The organism is Clostridium guangxiense (genome assembly GCF_021043395.1).
Lineage (GTDB): Bacteria > Bacillota > Clostridia > Clostridiales > Clostridiaceae > Clostridium_S > Clostridium_S guangxiense.
Window position 1 is genome coordinate 1 of record NZ_JAJNKE010000013.1, and the last position, 25,800, is coordinate 25,800.

Genomic DNA, 25,800 nt, shown 5'->3' on the forward strand with positions numbered 1-25,800 from the left:
AACGAGCAAAGCGAGTTAAAACCCTTAACTCCAATTAATTCGCAATATTTATTAATCATGATTTAACAATTTTTAGTACGACAGCCCCTTTCATTTTGTAACTAAAAATAATGTATAATATTAATCCCGTCATACAAGTGATGATTTCAGTAATAGTCATAGACCATATAACCCCCTGCAGACCAAAGAAACTGTGTAATATAATAACTATAGGTATATAAAGAATACCTTGTGTAACAGACATAATCGTAGAGGGAATTCCTTGACCTGAAGCTTGAAAGATTCCGGTAAATAATGTAGTAAAGCCATTAAATAATGCAGAAATTAGCATAGCAAGCATGATATATTGTCCTATATTAAGTACAGAAGGATCTTTTGAAAATAGATTAATAATTGACTCTCTAAAAATATAAACTAAAGTGACAAAAGTACCTGATAGCAATAAAATCCATAAGGACGATTGTTTGATGCTTTCTTTTAATCTGGTTAAGTTTTTATTGGAAAAATTATATGCGATTAAAGGTATAATACCTAGTGATAGACCCATTGAAAGAAACTCTGGTACTTGTACAATTCTTAAAGCTATACCAAAGCCTGCCACTACACTATCTCCATATGCAATCGAAAAATTATTCAAAAGAAGCGTTGTGATAATAAGAAAAACCGTAAGCAATAATTCAGAAATGCCTATTTTATATATTTCTATTTTATCTTTAAGAGAAAGCTTAAAATGTTTAATAAATCCTTTTAAATGTTCGCTTTTTGTTTCTAAGTAATAAATGTAATATATAGATGAACCTATATTAGCTAAAACCATTGCCAGAGCTACGCCTATAACATTAAATTTTAATATTAATATAAATAGTGGATCAAAAACTAGGCTTAAAGCTGTGCTTATAAACATTCCGTACATAGACTCCTTTGAAGCTCCTTCTGCTCTAACAATTTGTTCTAAAGCAAAGTTAAGGATGATCGAAAATCCGCCAAGGAACACAGTTAAAGAATAGTTTTTTGTGTAATTAATAATAGTAGTAGTATCTGCGCCCATAAGCTTAACAATAGGAGTAATTGTAAACAAAGCAAGGATAGCAAGTAGAACCGCTGATACAATACTACTATAAAAAGTATATCCTGCTACTTTTCTTGCTTTTTCTATTTCTTTTTTTGCAATAAGGCGAGTTATGAAGGTTCCACCTCCTGCTCCAAACATGTTTCCAAAAGCCATTAGAACAGTGAAAATTGGCAGTCCTAAAGTAACAGCAGTTAACATCTCCGTATTGTGGAGCAGTCCAATAAAAAATGCATTGATAACATTGTATATTGTGTTTACAGACATACCAATCATCATAGGGATGGATAAACGAGCAATTGCTTTTGTGATTGGGGCACTTTTTAAATAGTATTCATTTGTTGTAGTTTCTTCCATTTCATATTCCTCCAATATAAAAAATATTATTGTTAAGTAACTAATTGTTAGAATTCTAACTATATAAATAAAAGGCGTGGAACTTTAAAATTATAAGATCCATGTTTATCCTGACAAATTAGAATTTAACTCAGAGTACAGAGTAGAGTGAATGTGGATTTACCTTTACTCTACTCTGTTACAAATTATTATTTACTTTTATCAATAAAGATAATAGATATTCTTTTTCCTTATTGGATAAGTTCTCAGTTATGCTTTCTTCCACTTCATCAAATATCTTATTGAAATCATTGATTAAAGCTACACCTTTCGGCAATACATAGATGTTTTTCTGTCTTTCATTGTCTTTAGGAATTCTGCGTTCAATGTAGCCCTTTTTTTCTAACCCTTGAAGCATACTAGTAATACTTGCACCTTTGCGCTGAAAAGCATCTGCTAAATCCTTCTGAATTATTCCTTCATCCTGATGCTCATATATATAACCTATCATACGTCCTTGCTGGGAATTTAATCCTAATTCGTTTATCTTTTTATCAGCTCTAAATTTTGTTTTCAAACCAATGGATCTTATTAAATCCGAATAAGGAGTTTGAAATAAAGAATTAGACTTATCCATTATAATACCCCCAATAATCTAACAATTAGATATCTAATTATATTGAATTATAATAGTTAGATATCTAATTGTCAACAGATATTTTTAATTTATTTAAAGACTATAGCTTTAAATAAATTAAAAATATCTTTTCTCTGCCACAAGTGTAAAGGTCTTTGGAATTCCCTTATCAAAGTTTTCGCAGGATAAGTTAGGTTCTTCATCTAAGCTTTTTATAATAAGACCACTTTCAGCAGCGGCAGTTATTATTTCTCCAAGATTCCACTTCCTAAGTAGAACTTTTTGGGGTGAAGAATCTGAAACTAAGTATTTTGAATAAGCAGCATCTTTTTCCTCCAAGGTTGTATCAAAGTAATCACCAGTTACCTTATGCTTTCTTACTTTTGCTGTTGAACCCCTTGAAGTTATGAGTTTTGTTGAAACAGGATGAAAATCCCTCAAAACAAATATTCCGTTTGGAGCTAAAAGATTAGAGACTAAGCTCATAAAAGGTTTCAAATCTAAAAAGTAATGAATTATACCCATTTCTGCAAAAACTATATCATAGGTATTATTTAGATTATATTTATGTAATTCAAGTACATCGCTTAATATATATTCAATTTTTACATTAGCTTCTTTTGCTAAGTCTAGAGCATATATTTTATTCCCTTCAGAGAAATCAACTACAGTAACATCGGCACCAAGTAGAGCAAGAGCTACAGCCCTATTTCCGTTAGAGCCCATGAGATTCATTATTTTTTTGCCCTTTACATCTCCAAATTTATTATAAAGTACAGATAAAATTTTAGCGGGATTCTTTTTTATTTTAGAAGCTGCTTCTTCTGGAGTTCCAAATCTTTCAACCCAGGCATTGTAAGTTTCTTTGTTCCAGGCTTCTTCGTTTATATCTATACATATCTTTTTTTTATTATTTTCTGTGTGTTCTTCTTGCAATGATATGACCTCCGTAATGGTTTAAATATAGATATCATTATTATATAATTATGAGAAAGTAAAAGCTACTAATTAGCAAATAATTTTTATTAATTTTCATTTTGACACAGTTATAAGATTATTTTTCAGTACATTCCAGGTATTCTATAGAAATAAAAAAGGAAAGGGCGTATTGTAGAGTCATTTCCTTTTTTATTTCCACAGTAAACGTTAAAAAATAAGATGATAGATTAGTGCCTAAGCCTTGGGTATGATTACACCTCTAAATATTTTATGTTTGGGTTTTTTTCCATCATAACTAGTAGCTTGGATAGATTATAGGATTCTGGCACTTTTAATATTAATTCAAGTTCAATTGATTTAGGTTCAGTGTCACTATGAAATTTTCCTCTCTTTGCTTTAAAGTTTAGTACTTCAATATCTTCTTTTTTCAAGGCTTTTTCTATATAGTCCAATACATCAGGTTCATTTGATATTTTTAGAGTTAATTCTTCTGTTCGTGGTGTGGAAAGCCATGAAAAGTCTCTATGTAAAATAGTTTGCGCTATTACAATTATAATTGCTGATATTAGACCTATAAGGTAAAGACCACCTCCAATAGCAAGACCTACACCGGCAGTACCCCAAACTCCGGCGGCAGTTGTAAGTCCTTTTACAGATTGCCTTCTCATAAATATCATTCCAGCACCGAGAAAGCCAATTCCGCTTACTACTTGAGCTGCAATACGTGAAGGATCTAAAGATATATTGCTTATGCCTATTTGATCTTGAAATCCATATTTAGATACAATCATCATAAGTGCTGAACTTAAGCATACTATGAAGTGTGTCCTAATTCCAGCTTCCTTCATTCTGTTTTTTCTTTCATACCCTATGATTCCTCCGCAAAATCCAGCAATTAGAATTCTAATTATATATTCAAATTGAGAAGAATAAATAAACGACATAATAAAACACCTCTGTAATTATCTATAATATAGAAATTATATTAATTAATTACAATTCATATTACTAAGTTTATCATATTTTATATAAACAGCGCAATATACAAAGACGTTATCCATTGAAAACATGTAAATGGCTGTATATAACATTGAATATAGTGAATTAGTATGATATATTTAAAATATAGTGATAAATAATTATTATACAAATAAATGATTATCGTAAAATTAATAATAGTTAATTATATAATTATATGTAATAATAAATTTGCAATTATATGACTTGTTTATTTAAAAATTGTCATACGATATTCATTCTAAAGTTACTGTCTTTAAATATAGCTAAACATACTAAAGGAAGATTTGTTTTAAATAAGTGCAGAAATCAACATTTATTTAAAGCAGATCCTTAAATTAAGGAGGAAAGTTCATGTTTGAAAAGGAAATATCAGCGTTATTAAGCAAAGAACTTGTAGTGGCACTTGGATGTACGGAACCTATAGCTATTGCGCTTGCAGCAGCGGCAGCTGCTAAGTATGCTAAGGCAAAAGAATGTAAAATTACTAGTATTGAACTTTTAGCTAGCGGCAATATAATAAAAAATGCAATGTCTGTGAATATTCCAGGTACAGGTAGCTGCGGGATAAAGCTTGCAACTGCACTTGGCGTTGTTGTTGGTGATGATGAAAAGGGGCTTGAGGTACTAAGTGGTCTTTCAAAAGATCAAATAGAAGCTGCAAAGAGTATGATAAGCGATGGGATAATATCTGCGGATTTATCAGATAGTTCTAAAAAGTTGTACATTGAAGTAATCGTACATACTATGGAAGGTTATGCCAGAGTAATAATTGAAGATTCTCATACTAACATAGCTTTTGTAGAAGTGAATGGAGATATAATAAAAAATAATTGTTCAAATGAGTGTTCATCAGAGGAAGAGGAAATAGGAAGCAAGCTTAGTATTGGCTTTATATATGAATTTGTAAATAATTTTGATATAGATAAATTTGACTTGATAAAACAAAGTATAACTCTCAATAGAAGAATAGGTTTAGAAGGCCTTAAAAATTCTTATGGACTTGAGGTTGGAAAGACAATTAAAGCTCAAATAGACAGTGGAATCATATCAAATGATATTGTGAATTATGCGATGGCTTTAACTTCTGCAGCCTCAGACGCTAGAATGGCTGGCTGTACTTTAAGTGTTATGAGCAATTCTGGAAGTGGAAATCAAGGAATTACTGCCACATTACCCGTAGTAGCAGTTTGGGAAAAATTGAATTTACCCTACGAAAAACTAATAAGAGCAGTGGCTTTAAGTCATCTCATGACAATTTATATAAAGATAAAGTTTGGCAGATTATCCGCTCTTTGTGGAGCCACAGTTGCAGCAACTGGTTCAAGCTGTGGAATAGTTTATCTCTATGGTGGAGATGAAGAGAAGATAAAGTATACTATTCAAAATATGCTTGGAAATGTAACAGGAACATTGTGTGATGGAGCTAAGGCAGGATGTGCTCTAAAGGTCTCAACTTGTACCAATGCAGCTATGCAGTCCGCAATACTTGCATTAAAGGGTACAACTATAAAGGCAACGGATGGAATTATAGAGAATGATGTAGAAAAAACTATTGATAATGTCTGTATGCTTGCCAATGAAGGTACAAGAGCGGCGGATAAGATTATTTTAGATATCATGCTTAACAAGGAATAATATAATTAATGGGATGCAGCATTAGCATATAGATGAACAACTTAAAACATAGAAAGTATAAGTACCAAATGTATACTTAGGAGTGTTTTGTGAAAACATACCCAAAGTAGGTAGAAATAAAATGTTAAATATGTTGTCATTATAAGCTTGTAAATATTTCGCATGTTATAATATAGGCATAACAGGATTTATAAGTTATTCAGTATTAAGAGGTGATTTTTATGATGAATTTTGCGTTTTTGATACCTATAGGTCTACTAGTTGGGTGCTTTGGTACTTTGATAGGAGCAGGTGGCGGGTTTATTCTTGTGCCAGTTTTATTGCTTTTATATCCACACGAAAATCCCGATGTAATAACAGGTATATCATTGGCTGTAGTGTTTTTCAATTCTCTTTCTGGATCAATAACTTACTCTAGACTTAAGAGAATAGATTATAAATCAGGTATAATATTTGCTATTGCTACAATGCCAGGTTCTATAATAGGATCTCTTACTACATCTTATGTGCCGAGAAGGATATTTGATGAGATATTCGGAATAATGATGATTATAATGGGAGCATTTTTAGTATTAAGAAAGAAAAATAGTAAGAACGGTAATGTTCAAATTAAAAAGAATTATGTTCGTAGAACTTTAATTGATTCTGATGGAATTAAATATGTATATTCCTACAATCCTGTAATAGGGATAGTTTTAAGTGTAATTGTAGGATTTTTATCAAGTTTTTTAGGAATAGGTGGAGGAATAATACATGTTCCGGCGCTTGTTAATCTTCTTAACTTTCCTGTACATATAGCTACTGCTACTTCTCACTTTATTTTAGTTATGATGTCTTTCACAGGCAGTATTGTACATTTATTTGATGGAGTACTTACAAAGGGATTTTTAAAGATTGCAGCTTTAGCAATAGGAGTTATTTTTGGAGCTCCAATTGGCGCAATGTTATCAAAGAAACTTAAGGGACAGATCATAATAAAAAGTCTTGCGATAGCTCTTGCATTAGCAGGTGTTAGGATATTTTTGATGGCGCTTTGATCAATATACAAGGTGTTTTGCATAAAATCAGACTATTGAATTGTAATTTTTCCTTGGAATTTGCTATAGAAGAGTAGATTAATTCCAACCATGCTTAAATTTATACAGTTTATATATAATAAATGGCATTAGGCCTAGAATAAATGAAAAATGTCTATCTAAATACCCATTTGCATGACCACTTATGTCGAAGTGTATAGGGACTTTATTTGGTAAAAAGGGTGTAATTAGGAGCATTATAACTACAGGTATTATAAATATCAATAAATCAGTTTTACTTATTTTCATAATTAATCACCTTCCTTTGTTATACATATTATATAACAGGGGAAGGTGATAATCAATATATAATTTCTTTATTTTATATTTAGTACGATAGCTTTACGTCTAGACATAGCTTCTATACTGTATCTTATACCTTGGCTTCCTATACCAGAAGATTTTACACCTTGGAATGGGAAATGGTCAGGTCCTCTTTCAGGCTTATTGTTAATTTGAACAGTTCCTACTTCAAGCTTTCCTGCAATATAGAAAGCATCATCCATATTCCTTGTAAATATAGAGGCTTGAAGACCGTATTCAGATTCGTTCGCTATTTTAATTGCTTCATCAATGTTATTTACACGTATTATAGGAAGTACAGGCCCGAAAGGTTCTTCCCAAGCAAGTCTCATGTCTGTAGTAACATTATCAAAAAGCGTAGGGTACATTAAATTTTTCTCTTTTTTGTTTCCTAAAATCAATTTTGCACCTTTTTCTATAGCATCATCAATTAATTCTTGGACAAAGTCTGCTGCCTTATCATTTATAAGTGGGGTTACTTTTGCACCATCTTCTGGGTTGCCAACTTTTAGTTTTTTAACATTATCTGCAATTAGTTCAGTAAGTTTATCTGCAATAGAGTTTACTGCAAGAACTCTTTTTACAGCAGTGCACCTTTGACCGGAATAGCTGTATGCTCCAGAAACAATATTTTTGGCTGCTTCTTCAAGGTTGGCATCAGGGAGAACAATTGCTGCATCCTTTCCACCAAGCTCCATAAGCATAGGAACCATTTCTGATATTTTTGCGATATGTCTTCCAACAGCAGTGCTTCCAGTAAAATTAATAAAATTGACTAGTTTGTGTGTTACAAGATAATCTCCTATTTCAGAGCCTCTTCCTGTTATAGTGTTTAAAACTCCACTTGGAAGACCGGCAGCGTTGAAAACTTCTGCAAGATGAAGAGCACTTATTGCTCCATTAGTAGGAGGTTTAAGTATAACACTGTTCCCAGCTATAAGTGCAGGAGCTATTTTTGAAGCGGAAAGATTAACTGGGTAATTAAATGGAGATATTGCAAGTACAACACCTAATGGAACTCTTGTAACTAAAGATACTTTGTTTTTCTTAAAGCCAGGAAAACTATCAGAACCTATAGTTTCACCTTCAAGGTGCATACCTTCATCAGCGGTAAATCTTATAAAATCTGCTGTTCTTACTACTTCTGATAATGATGATTCTTTGTCTTTTGAAATTTCCTCAGACATAATTTTTGCGATTTCATCTGCATTTTCTTCAAGCAAATCTGCAGCTTTGTGAAGTATTTTAGCACGTTCATTTACTGGGGTTTCAGCCCAAGACTTCTGAGCTTCCTTTGAATTTTCAAATATCTCATCTACTTCTTCCTTTGAAAGTGCCTGAATTTTTCCTACGAATTTTCCATCTACTGGAGAGGATATTTCTATCGTGCTTTTATTTTTTGCTTCAATCCATTTACCATTAAATAGATTTTTATATATGCCATTTTTTGATATGTTTTCAAACATTAGTACACCACCTAACTTAATAATTATTACTAAACAATAAATATTATCTATATTTATATATTATCACTTAGAAAAAATATTTCAATAGCATTTTTACATATATTAATATTTCTTTGCTATTTACAGTATAATTAAATTGATAATGATTTATTCATATAGATTTAGTTTTAAGAGATTTAGGGAGAGGATATATTTGAATATCAGTGGAATTATAATTGGAATTGCTTCATTTTTAATAATTGGCGTTTTTCATCCCATTGTGATAAAGTGCGAATATTATTTTACAAAAAAGATATGGCCGATTTTTTTGATTTTAGGAATAATATTTGCAGTGGTATCTTTATATGTGAAAAGTACGGTTTTATCTGCAATAGTTGGGGTTGTTGGATTTTCATGTTTTTGGAGTATTGGAGAGATTTTTAAACAGGAAGAAAGAGTTGAGAAGGGTTGGTTTCCTAAGAACACAAATAGAAAGTAAGCAAATGTTACAACATGCTAGTGATAGTAAGCTATTTTATACTTTCAAAAATGTTACCCTATAGAAGATTGTGAAAAAAGGCAATCTATAGGGTATATTTTAAATCTTTGCTATAAATGCAAGCTAATACTTTCTTTGTTAGGCATGAGATGACTTAAATCTATAGTTTTATTTATAAAATTTAATTTCTCATCTTGATGTGAAATAATGATTAAAAAGGTGTAGATTATACAAATAAAAATGAATTTCATGATATAATTTTATATAGTATGGCATTTTCATTAATAAAAAAGGTTTATGTTAAAGGAAGGTGAAGAAAATGAAAAACATAAAAATAGATTGTCATGTACATACAATTGTTTCTCCAGATTCTAATACCCAATTAAAAGCCATATGTAATAGTGCTTGTGAAAAGGATATAAGTTCTATTATTGTTACAAATCATTTTGAATATTATTCTGGTGAAAAAGATGGAAGACGGGGAGCAGACATATCCTTTATAGAAAATAGTTTAAAAGAAATAGAAGAGTGTAAAACAGAATTTGAAGGAAAATTAGAAATACTATTTGGCATGGAATTAGGACAAGCCAATCAGTGGATTGAAGGAATAAATAAGATTACAAAATCATATCCATTTGATTATTTAATAGGTTCTCTTCATAAAGTAAATGGGATAGATTTGAAAAATTGGACTTATTCTAAGGAAAATTTAGAGAAGCAAAGCATAAAATATTTAGATGCATTATATGATATGGTCAAAAATAGTGAATATGATTGTGTTGGACATTTGGATCTTATAAAAAGATATGCAGCAAGGCATAATGAAAAAATAGATCTTATAAAGTTATATGAAGGAAAAATAGCAGAAATTCTTAAAGTAGTTATTGAAAGAGGGAAAGGCATAGAGATAAACACTTCAGGTCTTAGACAAGAAGTAAAAGAGACTATGCCGTCTACTCAGATTATACAACTTTATAAAAATCTGGGTGGTAAAATTATTACTATAGGATCTGATTCTCACAATGAAAAAGATGTAGGAGAAGGTTTTGAAGAAAGTATTAATATACTAAAAAAAGTTGGATTTAAGCAGATTGCAATTTATAGAGCAAGAAAGCCATATTTTTACGATATATAAAGAGTACTTTTTAAAAATATGAAAATATAACCAAAGTCAACATTAGGCATGCAACCAAAAGATATACAACAAATATTTACTAATGTTTTAGATAGTACATAAAAGCGTGAACAAAAATATAAATCTTAGTGGTATATTTTGTTTAAAAAATTAGCATATGAAGAAATTTTTTAATAGCATATTTTGTTTAGGTATAATAGATACAAAAGTTTTAAATTATTTTAAAGCAAAGTATGCCACTATATGGTATGATAATTGCTAAGTTTATAGGGGTGAATATTTTGTTATAAAGTGTGGCATAAATAGAAATCTTTATTTTAGGTGTGAATTTTTTAACTGAAACTTAGAATTATTATTAATGTATAGCAGTAAAATAAATCATAGTTTAGTGAGTAAGAAATTAAGCTAAGTTGAAGATTTATTAACATTATTATAATGAGCTATAAGTTTTAAAACTATCTATTAAATAGGGTGATATTAATGGAAAAAATTAAAGAAATAATTAGCAGTGAGGATAAAAAAAATCCGTATACGGATGAAGAGATTTCAAAAATGCTTAATATAACTAGAGGTGAAGTGATAAATTATAGGAAACTGTTAAATATTCCTGATTCAAGAGAACGAAGAAAAAAGCTATTAGTGGAAGAGATTTATAAAATATTAGAAGAAAATTATAAAATTTCAGAAAGAGGTTTAACAGAAGAGTTAATTAAAAGGGGATTTAAAGTATCTAGAAATATTGTATCTAGATACTTGAAGGAAGTTAAATTAGATAATTTTAATAGTAATGAAGTTAAAAGAGAAAGGAATTTTGAAGAAAGAGAAAAAAATAGAGCTGTTGAAAATGAGGTGTTTGATGATCTTATTGGAGCTAAAGGAAGTTTGAGAGCAAAAATAGATCAAGCTAAAGCTTCTATGTTGTATCCTCCAAATGGATTACATACTTTGATTTATGGTGAAACTGGAGTAGGAAAAAGCCAATTGGCAGAATGTATGTATAGGTTTGCAATACAATCAGGAATAAAAGGAAAAGGCGCTCCTTTTATTGCATTTAATTGCGCGGATTATTCAGAAAATTCAAACCTATTATTGGCACAATTATTTGGTTATGTAAAAGGTGCATATACTGGTGCAGATATTTCGAAAGAAGGTTTGGTTGAAAAGGCTAATAACGGTATATTATTTTTAGATGAAATTCATAGATTGCCACCAGAAGGTCAAGAAATATTATTCTCCTTAATTGATAAACAAAAATTTAGGAGACTTGGGGAAACTCAAAATACAAGATCTGTAAATGTAATGTTAATAGGAGCTACTACAGAAACTCCAGAAGGAAGTTTATTATTAACTTTTAGAAGAAGAATTCCAATGTTAATTGAATTGCCTTCATTGCATGAAAGACCATTGGCAGAGAGATATGAGATAATTGTACAATTTTTCACAAAAGAGGCAACAAGAATAAATAGAAATATTATAGTTAATACAGATGTACTAAAAAGTTTAATGCTATATAATTGTGTTGGTAATATAGGACAACTTAGAAGTGATATTCAAGTTGCTTGTGCTCGTAGTTTTTTAAATGCTATGTACAAAAATAATAAAGATGTACAAATAAATGTTTTTGATCTTCCTAATCATGTGAAGAATGAATTACTTAAAATAAAAAAAAGGGGACCGGAAATAGAAGAATTTGTTTCAAATAATCTAATTGTAAACCCAAATGATTGTAATAAGACAGACAATAAAGAAGATAGATACATGCTTCCCAATAAAATATATCAGTATATTGAGAGAAAATTTACGCAGATGGAGAATAATGGATACAAAACAGAAGAGATAAATAACATTATTGGAGATCAAGTAGAGAAGGAACTAGAGAAGTTTGCTAAAAAAAATCAAATAAACAAGTTTATGTCTAGAGGAGATTTAGAAGGAGTAGTAGATCAATTTATTATTGATACCGTTGAAAAATCTTTAGATATTGCAAATAAGTATTTAAGCGATATTCAAGACAATTTATTTTACTCTTTGGCTATTCACTTAAACGAAGCTTATTATAGGATAAAAAGTGGAAAAATAATAGTAAACCCTCAATTAGGAAAAATAATAATAAAACATAAAGAAGAATATAAAGTTGCAGAGCTGATGGCCCGTCAAATAGGCAATGATTTAGGTATTGTAATACCTAAAGATGAAATAGGATTTATCGCAATGTATATAAGTGCTTTTCGTAAAGAAAATAACAAGGGCAGCGGTAGAGTAAGAGTAATTATTCTCACGCATGGGCATGTTGCTTGTGGAATAGCTGATGTAGTTGACAAGCTTTTAGGAGTAGATAATGTTGTGGGTATAGAAATGGAACTAGATGAAAGTCCAGAATCAGCTATGAAGAGAACTTTAGAAGTAGTTAAGAAAATAGATGAAGGAAAAGGATGCATTTTATTGATTGATATGGGGTCATTAATTACTTTTGGAGAAATAATAACCAAAAAAACTGGGATTTCAACTAAAGTTTTGGGCAGAGTGGATACGGTCCTCGCTCTTGAAGTAGCAAGGAGAGCTTGTATTGAGGAAAATAATTTAGATGAAATAATAGATGCAGTATCAAATAATAGAGATTATGTTGGTAAAATGGAAGGTGCAAACTATGTTAAAAAACTTTCAAAAACAATAATAACTCTTTGTATAACTGGTGAAGGTACGGCTATAAATATAAAAAAATATATTGAAGATTTAATACCTGAAATAAAAGAAGAAGTAAATATAATGCCGCTAGGTGTATTAAATCAAGATGATATAAAAGATAAAATCTATAAATTAAGCCAGCAAAATAATATAGTAGCGATAGTAGGAACTATCAACGTAAATGTAAATAATATACCATTTATTTCTTTTGAAGATGTTTTAAATGGATATGGAATAAATCGTATTAAAGATATATTGAGTATTGTAGGAAAAGATACAAGCAGTCTTAATAAAGTAATTAGTGAGGATCTAATATTAGTTGATGTAGATGCATCATATAAAAATGAAGTTATAGATATATTGATAAATGTGTTAAAAGATAAAAATCTTGTAGATGAACAATTTATGCTAAGTGTGTATAAAAGAGAAGCTATGGGAACAACTTTGTTACACAATGAGATTGCTATACCTCACGGATTTCCACAGCATGTAATTAAATCATCTATATGCATGGCTAAATTAAGTAGGCCAATAGAGTGGGAAGCTGGAAAGAAAACTAGTTTTGTAATGCTAATAGCTTTAAAAGAAAATGAGGAGAATAACCTAGTTCAATTGATAAAAATATTTAATAATAAAGAATATAGGACATTAATAAATAAGGCTACAGAAGGGAAAGAAATACTAGATATTATATTAAGAAAAAAATAGCGAAAACAATAATGTGGTAAAAAAGGAAGAAAGAATATGGAATTTATTGATTTTATAAAGAATGGAGTCTTCGAAATTAACTTAGAGGTAAGCACAAAAGAAGACGTTTTTAGGATATTATGTGAAAGACTTTATAAGAATAAAAAAGTAAGAAGCGGCTTTTATCAAGCACTTATTAGGAGAGAAAAAAAGTTTCCAACAGGATTGCTATTAAGAAAACATAATATAGCTATTCCACATGCAGATCCCGATAATATAATACAATCATCAATTGCAATTGCCACATTAAAAAATCCAGTAGTATTTCAATGTATGGATAATGAAAATAAGTCTATAGAAGTTAGGATAATATTTTTATTAGCACTAGAGAAAGCACATAGTAATGTAGAAGTATTGAAAAAAATAATGCTTATGATACAAGACGAATTATTTTTACAAGATTTATTACAAGCAAAAAATAGGGATAATATAATACGAATCATATCTCAAAAATATGAGATATGAAATGAGGTGGGGAATAATGTTAAAAAGGAAAGTTATTTTAGTAGCGTGTGGAGCTGGAATTGCTACGTCCACAATTGTATGTGAGAGGATTGAAGAACTAATTAAAAAGAATAAGCTTAATGCTAGAGTTTTACAGTGTAAAATATCAGAAGTCTATTCATTAGAAAAAGAAGCAGATTTGCTTTTATCAACTACATTGTTACCAACAAATTATAGCATACCTGCTATTAGGGCTATGGCGTATATAAGTGGTGAAGGTATGGAGGAATTAGATGAAAAAATTATTAAGGTTATTAATGAAAAATAAAAAATAATAAGGAAATCAATAATTAGACTTATATTTAAACGTCATAACATTAGATTATGAATTTGGGAGAACTAAAAATGGTATTAATAAATATTTTTAAGTACGTATTAAATTTAGGTCCAACGGTTATGTTACCTATAGCTATTACTGTAATCGGTTTGATTTTTCAACAAGATTTTACAAAGGCATTAAAATCGGGTATTACCATTGGGATAGGTTTTTAGGAATTAACTTAGTAATAAATTTATTAACAAGCAGTCTAGGACTTGCGGCTGGAGCTATAATAAGCAGATTTGGTTTACAATTAACGGTAATAGATGGTGGGTGGCCTTCAGTAGCAGCCGCAACTTGGGGTTCTCCAGTATCAGTAATAATTATACCATTAACATTAGCGGTTAATCTTGCCATGATATTTACTAATACCACAAAAACGATGGATATAGATCTTTGGAATTATTGGCACTTTGGTTCAGCAGCAGCAACAATATATGTAGTAACTAATGGAAATTGGATAGCTTCAATGGTTGCAGCAGTAGTTTATGAGGTGGTAGTTCTTAAGGTATCAGATTGGACAGCCCCTATGGTACAGGAGTTTTATGGACTAGATGGTATATGCCTGCCTACAGGGTCAACTGCATCTTTTGCGCCAATAGGAATATTATTAGGCAAGGGTATTGGTAAGATTCCAGTAATTAAAGATTTACATGCAAATCCAGAAAATATACAAAGAAGATTTGGAATATTTGGTGAACCAATGATGATGGGTGTAATTTTAGGATCAATATTAGGAATATTTGCCGGCTATAATATACCTAAAGTACTTCAAATGGGTATGTCTATGGGAGGTGTAATGCTTCTTCTTCCGCGCATGGTTAAAATACTAATGGAAGGCTTGATACCGGTTTCAGTATCGGTCAGAGAATTTTTAAAAAAGAAAGCGACAAATAAAGAATTGAATATAGGATTGGACGTGTCATTATCAGTGGGTCATCCAGCTGTAATGTCAACGGCATTAATTTTGGTGCCGATTACTATTGTTCTTGCAATAATTTTGCCAGGTAATAGAGTATTACCATTTGGGGATCTTGCAACAATACCGTTTTTTGTGGCATTTATTGTTGGAGCAGTAAAAGGAAATATTGTACATTCAGTAATAATAGGTACTATATTAATAGCGGTATCTTTATATATGGCTACGGATTTTGCTCCAGTATATACTGCAATGTTAAAAGAAGCTCATTTTAGCTTCCCATCAGGAATAACTCAGATGTCTAATATCGATACTGGTGGTAATTTATTTAATTGGATTATATTAAAAATTGGTCAGATAATTTCAACTATAATTTAAAGGCTAAAGTCTATCTCACAAATAAAATGAGATAGCTTTTTTTATATATTAAAACAAATTAGACCAAAACCTGGCATAGAAAATGCTATGTATATAACTAAAAGACATATAAGATCAATTAATTGATTTCATTAAAAGGGGGATTGTTAAATGAAAAATTCGAATAATTAAAAAGTTATAAATATGGCATTGAAGGTTTCAAAGGTATCAAAAATAAATGAGAGAGGTGAATTGTAATGAAAAAAAGTAAAATTATTTTAGTAGCATGTGGGGCTGGAATTGCAACATCAACAGTTGTATGTGACAAGGTTGAAAGGTTAATAAAGGATAATAATCTTGATGCTAAAGTTATTCAATGTAAAATAGCGGAGGTTGCATCAAGAGAAGAAGAAGCGGATTTAATTATTTCAACTACAATATTACCAAAAAAATATAAAATACCTGCAATAAGAGCAATGGGATATATAACAGGTATTAATACAGCAAAATTGGACCAAGAAATTATTAAGATTATTAAAAGTGCATAAAATAATTGTTAATTGTGTAAACGATGTAAGTTAAAAAGAGGGGGATAAAAAATGACGTTATTAAGTGTAGTTCAATTTATATTAAACTTAGGACCAACGGTTATGTTACCAATCGTTATTACAATAATCGGTATAATTTTTGGGCAGGGATTTAAAAAAGCTTTTAAATCAGGTGTTACAATAGGCGTGGGATTTGTAGGCATCAACCTTGTATTGGGATTACTTACAAATAATTTAGGACCAGCAGCTCAGGCTATGGTAAGCAGATTTGGTTTGCATTTAACTATAATAGATGGAGGATGGCCATCAGCTGCTGCAGGAACTTGGGGTTCTCCAGTGGCATCAATTATTATACCGTTAGCATTAGCTGTTAACCTTGTAATGATATTTACAAATACTACAAAAACAATGGACATAGATATTTGGAACTACTGGCATTTTGGTGCAGCAGCAGCTACTATTTATATTTTAAGTAATGGAAATTGGATAGCATCAATAATTGCAGGCATACTTTATGAAGTTGTAGTTCTTAAAGTGGCAGATTGGACTACTCCAATGGTACAAGAATTTTATGGATTAGAGGGCATATGTCTACCGACAGGTTCTACCGCATCTTTTGCACCAATAGGAATATTACTAGGTAAAGCTATTGGTAAAATTCCGGGAATTAAAGATTTACATGCAGATCCGGAAACTATACAAAAAAGACTAGGTGTCTTCGGAGAACCTATGATGATGGGTTTAATATTAGGAATCATATTAGGAGTTTTAGCAGGATACGATGTTGGTAAAGTACTTCAAATAGGTATGGCTATGGGAGGTGTAATGTTACTGCTTCCGCGTATGGTGAAAATATTGATGGAAGGTTTGATACCGGTTTCAGAATCAGTTAGAGAATTCTTACAAAAGAAAGCTTCAAATAAAGAATTAAACATAGGGCTAGATGCGGCATTAGCAGTTGGTCATCCTGCTGTAATGTCAACAGCATTAATATTAGTACCAATTACTATCGCTCTTGCAGTAATCCTACCAGGCAATAGAATGTTACCATTTGGTGATCTTGCAACAATTCCATTCTGTGTAGCGTTCATAGTTGGCTCCACAAAAGGAAATATCATCCATTCGGTAATAGTAGGTACAATATTGATAGCAGGATCATTATATATGGCAACAGACTTTGCTCCAATATTTACAACAATGTTAAAACAAGCTCATTTCTCTTTTGCATCAGGAGTAACGCAAATGTCAAACATCGATACTGGTGGTAATTTATTTAATTGGATAGTTTATAAAATAGGTCAATTATTAGTTCAGCTATAATTTTGAAGATTAAAAAATCTGCCTCACATTTGTTTGCGAGACAGGTTTTTTGCATTATGCATACTACTGGAAAATATTCATTTACAATTCTTAATTTTTCTTTAGATGTCCATTTTTTTTATTCCTTTTTACGAGTAGTTATGATTTTATGGGGTATTTTGTTTTTTAATTTTAGATTTGAGTTCGAAAGTTGATTAAATTTAAGCGGAATAAATTGTTTGTAAGTGGCTGTATGTGTACATAATATTTAACCAAATTTAAAACAAATTAAACCAAAAAGTTGGCATGAATAATGCTTAGTATATTAGCGAAGGAATAAGGGGGTGAATAAATGGATCTTAAAGATTTTATTAAAAAAGGCGTAGTTTTAGCAAATCTTTCAGCAAATAGTAAGGAAGATGTATTTAAAGCTCTATATGGTGAACTTTACAAGCGTGGAAAGGTAAAGGCTAGTTTTTATAAAGGATTAGTAAATAGAGAAGCTGAATTTCCAACAGGATTAGAGCTAAACAAATATAATGTAGCTATTCCGCATACTGATGCTGAACATGTAATAGATTCATGTATTTCAGTTGTAACACTGAAAAATCCAGTTACATTTCAATGTATGGAAGACCAGAATAAGTCATTAGCTGTAAGAATAGTATTTATGCTAGCTATAGGAGAAGCACATAGTCATATTAAAATGCTTCAAAGCTTAATAATGCTAATACAGAATGATGAGTTTTTGAAAAAAGTTCTAGTAGCAAAGGATACGGATGAGATTTTTAAACAAGTAATTGAAAAATTATAAAAAATAAGGAGTGATAACATATGAAAGCTTTAGTTAAAAAAGAAAAAGGTTTTGGAAACATGGAACTTGTTGAGATTGATGAGCCAGTTATAAATGATGATCAAGTAAAAATTAAAATTGAATATTCAGGTATTTGTGGATCAGATATTCATTCCTACAAAGGAGAATACAACAATATTAAGCCACCTATTGTACTAGGACATGAATTTTCTGGAATTGTAACAGAGATAGGTGCGAATGTAACGGGAATTAAAGTAGGAGACAGAGTAACTAGTGAAACTACTTTTGAAATATGTGGCACATGTGATTATTGTAAATCAGGAGATTACAACTTATGCCCCAACAGAAAAGGTTTAGGAACTCAAGCAAATGGGAGCTTCGCTGAATATGTTGTTGCTAGAAAAGAAAGTGTACATGTTTTACCTGAAAACGTTGATTTACTTTCAGCGGCATTAACAGAACCGTTAGCATGCTGTACTCATCCAGCTTTAGAAAAAACAAGTATAGAAATAGGAGAGCACGTTTTAATATTTGGACCAGGACCAATAGGACTTTTATTAGCTCAAGTTGTAAAAGCCAAGGGTGCATACACTATTTTAGCAGGAATGAATAAAGATAAAGAGAGGCTAAAACTTGCTAAAGAACTTGGAATTGATAGAACAATAAATATTCAAGAAGAAGATATTGGGGAAATTATTAAAGGATTAACTAAAGGGTATGGTGTAGATAAAGTTTTTGATTGCTCAGGATCAATACATGCCACTAATTCAGGACTTAGCTTATTAAGGAAAAAAGGAACGCTAGTTCAAGTTGGAATATTTGCTAAGTCGCTCAACGAGTTAGACGAAGAAAAAGTAATTCAAAAAGAACTGATCTATATTGGAAGTAGGAGCCAAAAGCCAAGTTCTTGGGATTTAGCCTTATATCTTATGGATACTGGAAAAGTAAATACTAAGAAACTTGTAAGTAAAATTTACAGCTTGGATGATTGGCAAAAAGCTTTTGATAAAGTTATGAGTGGCGAGGAAATAAAGGTTGTATTAAAGCCTTGAAAAAGATTAGTAGTGAGGAGGAAAGAGTAGTATGAATACGGCAGAATTGAAGAAGATAGCAAATAAAGTGAGAATAGACATCATAGAAGAAGTAGCAGCAGCAAAATCTGGACATCCAGGAGGTTCATTATCAGTAACAGATATATTAACGACATTATATTTTGAAAAAATGAACATAAAAACAGAGAATCCAAAATGGGAAGACAGAGATAGATTAGTGCTATCAAAAGGTCATGTTGCACCAGCATTATATGCTGTTCTTGCTGAAAGAGGTTACTTTTCAACAGAAAAATTAATAACACTTAGAAAATTTGGATCAATACTACAAGGACACCCCGATATGAAATCAATTCCAGGAGTTGATATGTCTACAGGTTCATTAGGACAGGGACTATCAGCAGCAAATGGAATGGCATTATCTGCAAAACTAGATAAAAAGGATTATAAAGTATATGTAATATTAGGTGATGGAGAAGTTCAGGAAGGTCAAATATGGGAAGCAGCGATGAGTGCGGCACATTATAAACTAGATAATGTAATAGCAATATTAGATAATAACGGCTTGCAGATAGATGGTCCTAATAGTGAGGTTATGAGTATAGCTCCTATAGATGAAAAATTTAAAGCCTTTGGTTGGAATACAATAAAAATAGATGGACATGATTTAGAGGCTATAGGAAAAGCAATAGATAATGCAAAAGTAGTTAACGGAAAGCCAACTGTAATAATTGCTAAAACTGTAAAGGGTAAAGGTGTATCGTTTATGGAAAATCAAGTAGGATGGCATGGAAAAGCTCCAAATGAGGAACAAAAGAAAGTAGCAATAGAAGAATTAGAAAGGAGAGAAGCATGATGGGAATAGCAACTAGAGAAGCGTATGGGCAAGCCTTGGTTGAGTTGTCTAAAGATGAGAGGGTAGTAGTGCTTGATGCGGATTTAGGAAATGCTACAAAAACATGTATGTTTAAGAAGGCATGTCCAGAAAGATTCTTTGACATGGGAATATCTGAACAAGATATGATAGGTACAGCGGCAGGGTTTGCTACTTGTGGAAAAATTCCTTTTGCAAGTACTTTTGCAATGTTTGCGGCAGGAAGAGCTTTTGAGCAAATTAGAAACTCAGTGGCATATCCAAAGTTAAATGTAAAAATAGCAGCAACTCATGCAGGTGTAACAGTAGGAGAAGATGGCGGAAGCCATCAAGCTGTTGAAGATATAGCATTAATGAGGAGTATTCCAAATATGGTGGTAATAAATCCATCAGATGAAATTGAAGCTAAGGCAGCAGTATTTGCGGCAGCAGAATATTATGGACCGATATATTTAAGATTTGGAAGAGCAGCAACACCTGTAATCCATGATGCAAATTATAAATTTCAAATAGGAAAAGGTGAAGTACTAAGTGAAGGAAAGGATGTAGCTATTATAGCAACAGGAATAATGGTAGCAAAAGCTTTAAAAGCAGCTGAAATTTTAAAAACTGAAGGTATAAATGCAACAGTAGTTAATATTCATACAATAAAACCAATAGATAAAGAACTCATTATTAAGGTAGCAAAAGATACAGGAAAAGTAGTAACTGTTGAAGAGCATAGTATAATTGGCGGATTAGGTTCAGCAGTTTGTGAGGTACTATCACAAGAAATACCTACAAAAGTTAAATTAGTAGGGATAAATGATAGGTTTGGACAATCCGGTACCCCGGATGCTTTATTGGAGTATTATGGTTTAACAGTTGAAAAAATATTAGAAGCAGTAAAATTTTTTATGTGAGAGGAGAATGATAATATGAAGTTTTTTATTGATACAGCAAATATAGATGAAATTAGAGAGGCAAATGAATTAGGAGTAATAGCCGGAGTTACTACGAATCCATCATTAATAGCAAGAGAAGGTAGAGATTTTAAAGAAGTAATAAAGGAGATAACAGAAATCGTTGATGGACCTATAAGTGCAGAAGTAATAGGTACAAAACATGAGGATATGATCAAGCAAGCAAGAGAATTAGTTAAAATTCACAAAAATATTGTAATAAAGATTCCTATGACAATAGAGGGGTTAAAAGCAGTAAATATACTATCAAAAGAAGGAATAAAAACTAATGTTACCTTAATATTTTCTTCAACTCAAGCATTATTAGCTGCTCGTTCTGGTGCAAGTTATGTAAGCCCATTTGTAGGTAGATTAGATGATATAGGCTCAACAGGAATGTCATTAATAGAAGAAGTAGCACAAATATTTAAAAATTATGGAATAAAAACTGAAATAATTGTTGCAAGTGTAAGAAATCCAATTCATGTTATAGATGCTGCAAAAGCTGGTGCCGATATTGCTACTATACCATATAAAGTAATAGTGCAAATGACTAAACATCCATTAACAGATAAAGGTATAGAGGCATTTTTAAATGATTGGAAAAATGCAAATATGAAAATATAAGTTGCTTAAAGTGAGGTATATAAATGGTAATAATTAATCCTTCGTTGCTATCAGCCGATTTTTGTAATTTAAAAAGGGATATAGAAATATTAGAGAAAAACTCCATAACATCAATTCATATTGATGTTATGGATGGTAATTTTGTATCTAATATAGCATTTGGAATAGATCAAATAAAAGCAATAAGTAGTATTACTAATATGGAAGTAGATGTTCATATGATGGTTAATAATCCAGAAAAGTATATTGGAAAATTAGTTGAAGCAGGTGCTGACTGCATTACATTACATGAAGAAGCATGCACTCATTTATACAAAACAATATATTTTATTAAAAGTTTTGGAATTAAGGTAGGGGTTGCATTGAACCCAGCAACTAATATTTATAGTTTAAAATATGTTTTTGCTCTGTTAAATAGGGTACTTGTTATGACAGTAGAACCTGGTTTTGGAGGACAAAAATTTATAGATTCTATGAAAGATAAAATAGCTGAGCTTAGACACATTAAGGAAGCTAACCAATATAATTTTGAAATACAAGTTGATGGTGGAATAAATTATGAGAATATTAAGGATGTAGTTAACTTTGGAGCAAATAATGTAGTAATAGGTTCTTCAATTTTTAAAAATGGGAATATAGAAAATAACGTAAAAAAGTTTTATAATATTCTTCAACTTAATGAAAAGTAAAGGAGCTGGGTGTATGATAGCTTTAGGTTGTGATCATGGTGGATACGAATTAAAAGAAGCAATAAAGCAAATGTTAAGTGAAAAGCGTATAGAATATAAAGATTATGGCACATATAATAAGAAAAAGGTAGATTATCCAGAGTTCGCATTAATGGTAGCTGAAAGTGTAAAAAATGGCGAAAGCCAAAGTGGAATTCTTTGCTGTGGGACAGGAATCGGAGTTTCTATTGCTGCTAATAAAGTACCTGGTATTAGAGCAGCAGCAGTAAGTGATGTATTTACTGCAAGAGCCACAAAACAGCATAATAATTCAAATATACTTTGCTTAGGTGGAAGGGTAATAGGAGTTGGATTAGCATTACTAATAGTAGAAGAATGGCTTAATGCAGAGTTTCAAGGTGGAAGACATCAAGATAGAATAAATATGATATCAAAAATAGAGGAGAAATATACTGGGAATAATTAAATTATACTTACAAATATAGTAATAAGGAAAATTATCGTGTATTTTTAATGAAAATAGTTGAGATGTGTATTAAAAATTGGGAAGTAACAGTATTTTTTCAAGATACTGTTACTTCCCAATTTTTTTAATTGACAACTACTATCAACTTGTTTAGTGTATGTCTATTTGTTTTCTGCTTTCTTTCCCTTTTTCTTTCTTTGGAAGAGTTATTTTTAAAACTCCATCTGCAAATGAAGCATTGACATTATTTTCATCAACATTATCTACATAAAAGCTTCTTCTGAATTCTCCATAGTTTCTTTCACGTCTTACATAATTGTCTCTCTTATCCTCTAATACATCTTCTCGCTTTGCAGATATAGTTAAATAGTTATTTTCATATTCAAGAGCAATATTTTCTTTTTTCATTCCTGGTAAATCTGCTTCAACTAAATATTGGTTGTCATCTTCTTTAACATCTACTTTAAAACTATTGTTGTTGAATACTGCTGGTGCAAAGAAATCATCTGAGAAAAAGTTATTAAAGAAATCTTCGAAATAATCACCTCTTTTTGCTACACTATTGTTATTTCTTCTAAAAGGAACCATTCCAAACATGTTAACAACCTCCTAATAATTTTATATTTTTTATTTATATAATCATAGTAAAGCATATATGTTTCACTATGTTGTTGCCTCATTTCTGTTTACATGTATATAATAGCCTAAAGGTCAAAGAAAGTCAAAATCAGAAAAACAATTCTAAAGTTAGATTTCAAAAGAAAAACGGAGATTATAAGGAATAAATTATTTTTGACAATAATAATTGGATAATTAGGGCAAATTTCAACAATATATATTTGATATTATAATTTCAATATTTCAAGTCATTTAGCTATATTACTATAAATTCCGAATATTAAGCACTATAAATTTGATTATGTTCGTTGTATAATGATAATAAATATATTTTATGAGGTGTAATATGAATACATATAAATTGAAAATAGGAAAATTAGAAAGAGAACTTCCAATAATAAAAATAAAGGATGACCTTGCTATAGCTAGTTTTGTAATATTGGGAGATACTGAGCTTATAACTAGTGCAGCTCCTTTAATTGCACAAGGGCTTAGGGATATAGAAGTTATAGTTACAGCAGAAGCTAAAGGAATACCAATAGCTTACGAGGTATCAAAACAACTTGGCATGAAAAATTATGTAGTAGCAAGAAAAAGCATAAAACCGTATATGAAGGACCCAATTGTAGAAGAGGTCTTTTCAATTACTACTCAAAAGAAACAAGTATTGTGCTTAGATAAGAAGGATGGAGATAGCATAAAAGGTAAAAGAGTAGCTATAATAGATGATGTTATAAGCACAGGAGAATCACTTAAAACAATAGAAAGTTTAGTTAAAAAGGCTGAAGGAATAGTTGCTGCAAAAGCTGCTATACTTGCAGAAGGAGATGCAGCTAAAAGAAAAGACATAATATACATAGAAAAGCTTCCACTCTTTAAGGTTGATAAGGATGGAAATATCAATATTTTGGAATAGTAAATTAGAGCTCTAGATGGCATAGATTAAAGTCTAGAGCTTTAATAAAATTAATTTGTAGTACTTTTTTGGTTGTGGCTTGAATTGCCGGAATAAGGAAAGAGCGGTGAGCTAAGTTTAAATTCAAAATTTTCTCTGTCTATAAGTCCTACAGGTTCATTACTATCATATAGTTTAATTAAAAAGTCTGCCATTTGCTTACTAGTATGATAAGTGCCAAAAGTTTTATCATAATCATACTCGCTAACATTATTAGCAACTTTTCCAAACTCTGTTTTTGTGGCAGCAGGTGCTAGAATTTTTGCTTGCAGCTTAGCGTGATTTTCTTTTAGTTCTCGTGCTAGTCCTTCGGTAAAAGTACTTACGAAAAATTTAGTTGCACAATAAGTAACGGTATTTGGCACAATAGTATAGCCACCTGCGGAGGAAATGTTAATTAATTGGGTGTTTTGAACATCTTTGTAGTCATGAGTATAAAGTGAAGATAAAATTGTTAGAGCTTCTACATTTAAATGAAGCATGTTTTCAATTTTAGTTAAATCTTGATTTGCAACACTAGCATAGTTACCAAAGCCTGCATTGTTAATCCAAGCTTCAATTTCATAATTTTTTAATTCCTCATATAGCTTGTAAACATTTTTTGTGATAGATAAATCCATTGATTTTATTATTATATCAAGTTTCGGATTTTCTTTTGAAATTTCTGCTTTTAACTTTTCCAAACTATTTTTACGACGGGCGACAATGATTAGATTTTTTCCCCGTTTAGCAAAAGCCTTTGCTGTTTCATATCCAATACCAGAACTGGCACCTGTAACAGTTACATATTTTTTATTATCATTTCTCATTTGAAATGCCTCCTTAAATTTAATATACTTATACTGTACAATTTAGAGTAAGCTCTAAGTCAAGTGTTTATTAAGGAGAATTTATATGGATTATTCAATTGGAGAATTTTCAAAGCTTATAGGTATAAGTGCTTTTACACTGCGATACTATGAAAAGGAAGAATTGATTGCTACGAAGCGTAAGAAAAATGGCAGACGAGTTTATAGTGAAGACGACATAAACTGGATAGAATTCATAAAAAGATTAAAGGATACAGGAATGCCTATTAAGGAAATCAATAAGTATGCAAAGCTGCGTGCTATGGGTAAGTCTACAATGAATGAAAGAATGGACATGCTGATAAAGCATAGATTTGTACTTAAAGAAGAAATAGAAAAACTGCAGGAACATTTGATAAAATTAGATGGAAAGATTGATTTTTATAAGGATGAAATTGATAAAGAAGAAAATAATTAAAATGAATCCGTGTAGTATATGCTACACGA

26 protein-coding genes and 1 pseudogene are annotated in these 25,800 nt (G+C 30.8%); 19 read left to right on the plus strand and 8 right to left on the minus strand.

Features of this window, described 5'->3' with window-relative positions; translation table 11 throughout:
• Positions 1-55 precede the first annotated feature (55 nt).
• From LQK79_RS09470 to LQK79_RS09485, 4 genes are all read right to left on the minus strand, one after another.
• Entirely contained in the window at positions 56-1,426 is a 1,371-nt protein-coding gene (locus tag LQK79_RS09470) for an MATE family efflux transporter (RefSeq protein WP_231016353.1), read from the minus strand.
• A gap of 178 nt (positions 1,427-1,604) precedes the next feature.
• A complete protein-coding gene (locus LQK79_RS09475; protein ID WP_231016355.1) occupies positions 1,605-2,042 on the minus strand; it encodes a MarR family winged helix-turn-helix transcriptional regulator in 438 nt (145 codons plus the stop codon).
• A 117-nt stretch (positions 2,043-2,159) separates the two neighbouring features.
• Complete coding sequence (locus tag LQK79_RS09480; RefSeq protein ID WP_231016357.1) at positions 2,160-2,978, minus strand: class I SAM-dependent methyltransferase; 819 nt, start codon at positions 2,976-2,978, stop codon at positions 2,160-2,162.
• A gap of 254 nt (positions 2,979-3,232) precedes the next feature.
• Positions 3,233-3,925, minus strand: a complete 693-nt coding sequence (locus LQK79_RS09485; RefSeq protein WP_231016358.1) for an MgtC/SapB family protein — start codon at positions 3,923-3,925, stop codon at positions 3,233-3,235.
• Between the two features lie 427 nt (positions 3,926-4,352).
• On the opposite strand from LQK79_RS09485, the gene LQK79_RS09490 reads away from it, so the two are divergent.
• Together LQK79_RS09490 and LQK79_RS09495 are read left to right on the plus strand one after the other, a co-directional pair.
• Complete coding sequence (locus LQK79_RS09490) at positions 4,353-5,636, plus strand: L-cysteine desulfidase family protein (protein WP_231016360.1); 1,284 nt, start codon at positions 4,353-4,355, stop codon at positions 5,634-5,636.
• Positions 5,637-5,857: 221 nt separating this feature from the next.
• Positions 5,858-6,673: a sulfite exporter TauE/SafE family protein gene (locus tag LQK79_RS09495; RefSeq protein WP_231016361.1), complete on the plus strand. Its 816-nt coding sequence runs from the start codon at positions 5,858-5,860 to the stop codon at positions 6,671-6,673.
• A gap of 78 nt (positions 6,674-6,751) precedes the next feature.
• Here the strand turns inward: LQK79_RS09495 and LQK79_RS21215 are convergent, their stop codons facing one another.
• Together LQK79_RS21215 and LQK79_RS09500 are read right to left on the minus strand one after the other, a co-directional pair.
• Positions 6,752-6,961, minus strand: coding sequence for a DUF1648 domain-containing protein (locus tag LQK79_RS21215; RefSeq protein ID WP_407928530.1), 210 nt, complete (start codon positions 6,959-6,961; stop codon positions 6,752-6,754).
• Positions 6,962-7,029: 68 nt separating this feature from the next.
• The gene (locus tag LQK79_RS09500; RefSeq protein ID WP_231016363.1) at positions 7,030-8,481 is read right to left on the minus strand and encodes an NADP-dependent glyceraldehyde-3-phosphate dehydrogenase; all 1,452 of its coding nucleotides are present in this window, start codon (positions 8,479-8,481) and stop codon (positions 7,030-7,032) included.
• Positions 8,482-8,674: 193 nt separating this feature from the next.
• Between LQK79_RS09500 and LQK79_RS09505 the strand changes: the two genes are divergently transcribed.
• From LQK79_RS09505 to rpiB, 15 genes and pseudogenes are all read left to right on the plus strand, one after another.
• The gene (locus LQK79_RS09505; protein WP_231016366.1) at positions 8,675-8,959 is read left to right on the plus strand and encodes a DUF4491 family protein; all 285 of its coding nucleotides are present in this window, start codon (positions 8,675-8,677) and stop codon (positions 8,957-8,959) included.
• Between the two features lie 319 nt (positions 8,960-9,278).
• Positions 9,279-10,094 (plus strand): histidinol-phosphatase HisJ family protein, encoded by an 816-nt coding sequence (locus LQK79_RS09510; protein WP_231016368.1) that lies wholly within the window; start codon positions 9,279-9,281, stop codon positions 10,092-10,094.
• 480 nt (positions 10,095-10,574) lie between these two features.
• Positions 10,575-13,487, plus strand: a complete 2,913-nt coding sequence (locus tag LQK79_RS09515; RefSeq protein WP_231016370.1) for a sigma 54-interacting transcriptional regulator — start codon at positions 10,575-10,577, stop codon at positions 13,485-13,487.
• Between the two features lie 36 nt (positions 13,488-13,523).
• Complete coding sequence (locus LQK79_RS09520) at positions 13,524-13,991, plus strand: PTS sugar transporter subunit IIA (protein ID WP_231016374.1); 468 nt, start codon at positions 13,524-13,526, stop codon at positions 13,989-13,991.
• A gap of 16 nt (positions 13,992-14,007) precedes the next feature.
• Complete coding sequence (locus LQK79_RS09525) at positions 14,008-14,298, plus strand: PTS sugar transporter subunit IIB (protein WP_231016375.1); 291 nt, start codon at positions 14,008-14,010, stop codon at positions 14,296-14,298.
• A 128-nt stretch (positions 14,299-14,426) separates the two neighbouring features.
• Positions 14,427-15,646, plus strand: a pseudogene (locus LQK79_RS09530) (PTS galactitol transporter subunit IIC).
• A 236-nt stretch (positions 15,647-15,882) separates the two neighbouring features.
• A complete protein-coding gene (locus LQK79_RS09535) occupies positions 15,883-16,173 on the plus strand; it encodes a PTS sugar transporter subunit IIB (RefSeq protein WP_231016377.1) in 291 nt (96 codons plus the stop codon).
• 51 nt (positions 16,174-16,224) lie between these two features.
• Positions 16,225-17,493 (plus strand): PTS galactitol transporter subunit IIC, encoded by a 1,269-nt coding sequence (locus LQK79_RS09540; protein WP_053240861.1) that lies wholly within the window; start codon positions 16,225-16,227, stop codon positions 17,491-17,493.
• 331 nt (positions 17,494-17,824) lie between these two features.
• Positions 17,825-18,286, plus strand: coding sequence for a PTS sugar transporter subunit IIA (locus tag LQK79_RS09545; protein ID WP_231016378.1), 462 nt, complete (start codon positions 17,825-17,827; stop codon positions 18,284-18,286).
• Between the two features lie 20 nt (positions 18,287-18,306).
• Complete coding sequence (locus LQK79_RS09550; protein ID WP_053240859.1) at positions 18,307-19,338, plus strand: zinc-binding dehydrogenase; 1,032 nt, start codon at positions 18,307-18,309, stop codon at positions 19,336-19,338.
• Between the two features lie 31 nt (positions 19,339-19,369).
• Positions 19,370-20,191, plus strand: a complete 822-nt coding sequence (locus LQK79_RS09555) for a transketolase (RefSeq protein WP_053240858.1) — start codon at positions 19,370-19,372, stop codon at positions 20,189-20,191.
• Positions 20,191-21,111, plus strand: coding sequence for a transketolase family protein (locus LQK79_RS09560; protein WP_053240857.1), 921 nt, complete (start codon positions 20,191-20,193; stop codon positions 21,109-21,111). Before LQK79_RS09555 ends, LQK79_RS09560 begins: the two co-directional genes overlap by 1 nt.
• A gap of 15 nt (positions 21,112-21,126) precedes the next feature.
• The gene (gene fsa, locus LQK79_RS09565; protein ID WP_231016380.1) at positions 21,127-21,777 is read left to right on the plus strand and encodes a fructose-6-phosphate aldolase; all 651 of its coding nucleotides are present in this window, start codon (positions 21,127-21,129) and stop codon (positions 21,775-21,777) included.
• A 23-nt stretch (positions 21,778-21,800) separates the two neighbouring features.
• Positions 21,801-22,466: a ribulose-phosphate 3-epimerase gene (rpe, locus tag LQK79_RS09570; RefSeq protein ID WP_231016382.1), complete on the plus strand. Its 666-nt coding sequence runs from the start codon at positions 21,801-21,803 to the stop codon at positions 22,464-22,466.
• A 13-nt stretch (positions 22,467-22,479) separates the two neighbouring features.
• On the plus strand, positions 22,480-22,932 hold the full coding sequence (gene rpiB, locus LQK79_RS09575) for a ribose 5-phosphate isomerase B (RefSeq protein WP_053240855.1): 453 nt from the start codon (positions 22,480-22,482) through the stop codon (positions 22,930-22,932).
• A 150-nt stretch (positions 22,933-23,082) separates the two neighbouring features.
• On the opposite strand, the gene hsp18 is transcribed toward rpiB, so the two are convergent.
• Positions 23,083-23,529 (minus strand): heat shock protein Hsp18, encoded by a 447-nt coding sequence (hsp18, locus tag LQK79_RS09580; protein WP_053240854.1) that lies wholly within the window; start codon positions 23,527-23,529, stop codon positions 23,083-23,085.
• Between the two features lie 367 nt (positions 23,530-23,896).
• Between hsp18 and LQK79_RS09585 the strand changes: the two genes are divergently transcribed.
• On the plus strand, positions 23,897-24,466 hold the full coding sequence (locus tag LQK79_RS09585; RefSeq protein WP_053240853.1) for a phosphoribosyltransferase family protein: 570 nt from the start codon (positions 23,897-23,899) through the stop codon (positions 24,464-24,466).
• Between the two features lie 50 nt (positions 24,467-24,516).
• Here LQK79_RS09585 and LQK79_RS09590 read toward each other — a convergent pair whose 3' ends face one another.
• Positions 24,517-25,314 carry an SDR family NAD(P)-dependent oxidoreductase gene (locus LQK79_RS09590; protein ID WP_053240852.1) on the minus strand — a complete coding sequence of 266 codons (798 nt, stop codon included), beginning with the start codon at positions 25,312-25,314 and terminating at the stop codon, positions 24,517-24,519.
• An 85-nt stretch (positions 25,315-25,399) separates the two neighbouring features.
• Between LQK79_RS09590 and LQK79_RS09595 the strand changes: the two genes are divergently transcribed.
• Positions 25,400-25,771 carry a MerR family transcriptional regulator gene (locus tag LQK79_RS09595; RefSeq protein WP_231016384.1) on the plus strand — a complete coding sequence of 124 codons (372 nt, stop codon included), beginning with the start codon at positions 25,400-25,402 and terminating at the stop codon, positions 25,769-25,771.
• The last annotated feature ends 29 nt before the right edge of the window (positions 25,772-25,800 follow it).

What these genes read in the sequence shown, in the direction of transcription:
- LQK79_RS09470 (WP_231016353.1), bottom strand. Translation starts at nt 1,426, where the DNA reads ATGGAAGAAACTACAACAAATGAATACTATTTAAAAAGTGCCCCAATC.
- LQK79_RS09475 (WP_231016355.1), bottom strand. Translation starts at nt 2,042, where the DNA reads ATGGATAAGTCTAATTCTTTATTTCAAACTCCTTATTCGGATTTAATA.
- LQK79_RS09485 (WP_231016358.1), bottom strand. Translation starts at nt 3,925, where the DNA reads ATGTCGTTTATTTATTCTTCTCAATTTGAATATATAATTAGAATTCTA.
- LQK79_RS09490 (WP_231016360.1), top strand. Translation starts at nt 4,353, where the DNA reads ATGTTTGAAAAGGAAATATCAGCGTTATTAAGCAAAGAACTTGTAGTG.
- LQK79_RS09495 (WP_231016361.1), top strand. Translation starts at nt 5,858, where the DNA reads ATGATGAATTTTGCGTTTTTGATACCTATAGGTCTACTAGTTGGGTGC.
- LQK79_RS21215 (WP_407928530.1), bottom strand. Translation starts at nt 6,961, where the DNA reads ATGAAAATAAGTAAAACTGATTTATTGATATTTATAATACCTGTAGTT.
- LQK79_RS09500 (WP_231016363.1), bottom strand. Translation starts at nt 8,481, where the DNA reads ATGTTTGAAAACATATCAAAAAATGGCATATATAAAAATCTATTTAAT.
- LQK79_RS09510 (WP_231016368.1), top strand. Translation starts at nt 9,279, where the DNA reads ATGAAAAACATAAAAATAGATTGTCATGTACATACAATTGTTTCTCCA.
- LQK79_RS09515 (WP_231016370.1), top strand. Translation starts at nt 10,575, where the DNA reads ATGGAAAAAATTAAAGAAATAATTAGCAGTGAGGATAAAAAAAATCCG.
- LQK79_RS09520 (WP_231016374.1), top strand. Translation starts at nt 13,524, where the DNA reads ATGGAATTTATTGATTTTATAAAGAATGGAGTCTTCGAAATTAACTTA.
- LQK79_RS09525 (WP_231016375.1), top strand. Translation starts at nt 14,008, where the DNA reads ATGTTAAAAAGGAAAGTTATTTTAGTAGCGTGTGGAGCTGGAATTGCT.
- LQK79_RS09535 (WP_231016377.1), top strand. Translation starts at nt 15,883, where the DNA reads ATGAAAAAAAGTAAAATTATTTTAGTAGCATGTGGGGCTGGAATTGCA.
- LQK79_RS09540 (WP_053240861.1), top strand. Translation starts at nt 16,225, where the DNA reads ATGACGTTATTAAGTGTAGTTCAATTTATATTAAACTTAGGACCAACG.
- LQK79_RS09545 (WP_231016378.1), top strand. Translation starts at nt 17,825, where the DNA reads ATGGATCTTAAAGATTTTATTAAAAAAGGCGTAGTTTTAGCAAATCTT.
- LQK79_RS09550 (WP_053240859.1), top strand. Translation starts at nt 18,307, where the DNA reads ATGAAAGCTTTAGTTAAAAAAGAAAAAGGTTTTGGAAACATGGAACTT.
- LQK79_RS09555 (WP_053240858.1), top strand. Translation starts at nt 19,370, where the DNA reads ATGAATACGGCAGAATTGAAGAAGATAGCAAATAAAGTGAGAATAGAC.
- LQK79_RS09560 (WP_053240857.1), top strand. Translation starts at nt 20,191, where the DNA reads ATGGGAATAGCAACTAGAGAAGCGTATGGGCAAGCCTTGGTTGAGTTG.
- fsa (WP_231016380.1), top strand. Translation starts at nt 21,127, where the DNA reads ATGAAGTTTTTTATTGATACAGCAAATATAGATGAAATTAGAGAGGCA.
- rpe (WP_231016382.1), top strand. Translation starts at nt 21,801, where the DNA reads ATGGTAATAATTAATCCTTCGTTGCTATCAGCCGATTTTTGTAATTTA.
- rpiB (WP_053240855.1), top strand. Translation starts at nt 22,480, where the DNA reads ATGATAGCTTTAGGTTGTGATCATGGTGGATACGAATTAAAAGAAGCA.
- hsp18 (WP_053240854.1), bottom strand. Translation starts at nt 23,529, where the DNA reads ATGTTTGGAATGGTTCCTTTTAGAAGAAATAACAATAGTGTAGCAAAA.
- LQK79_RS09585 (WP_053240853.1), top strand. Translation starts at nt 23,897, where the DNA reads ATGAATACATATAAATTGAAAATAGGAAAATTAGAAAGAGAACTTCCA.
- LQK79_RS09590 (WP_053240852.1), bottom strand. Translation starts at nt 25,314, where the DNA reads ATGAGAAATGATAATAAAAAATATGTAACTGTTACAGGTGCCAGTTCT.
- LQK79_RS09595 (WP_231016384.1), top strand. Translation starts at nt 25,400, where the DNA reads ATGGATTATTCAATTGGAGAATTTTCAAAGCTTATAGGTATAAGTGCT.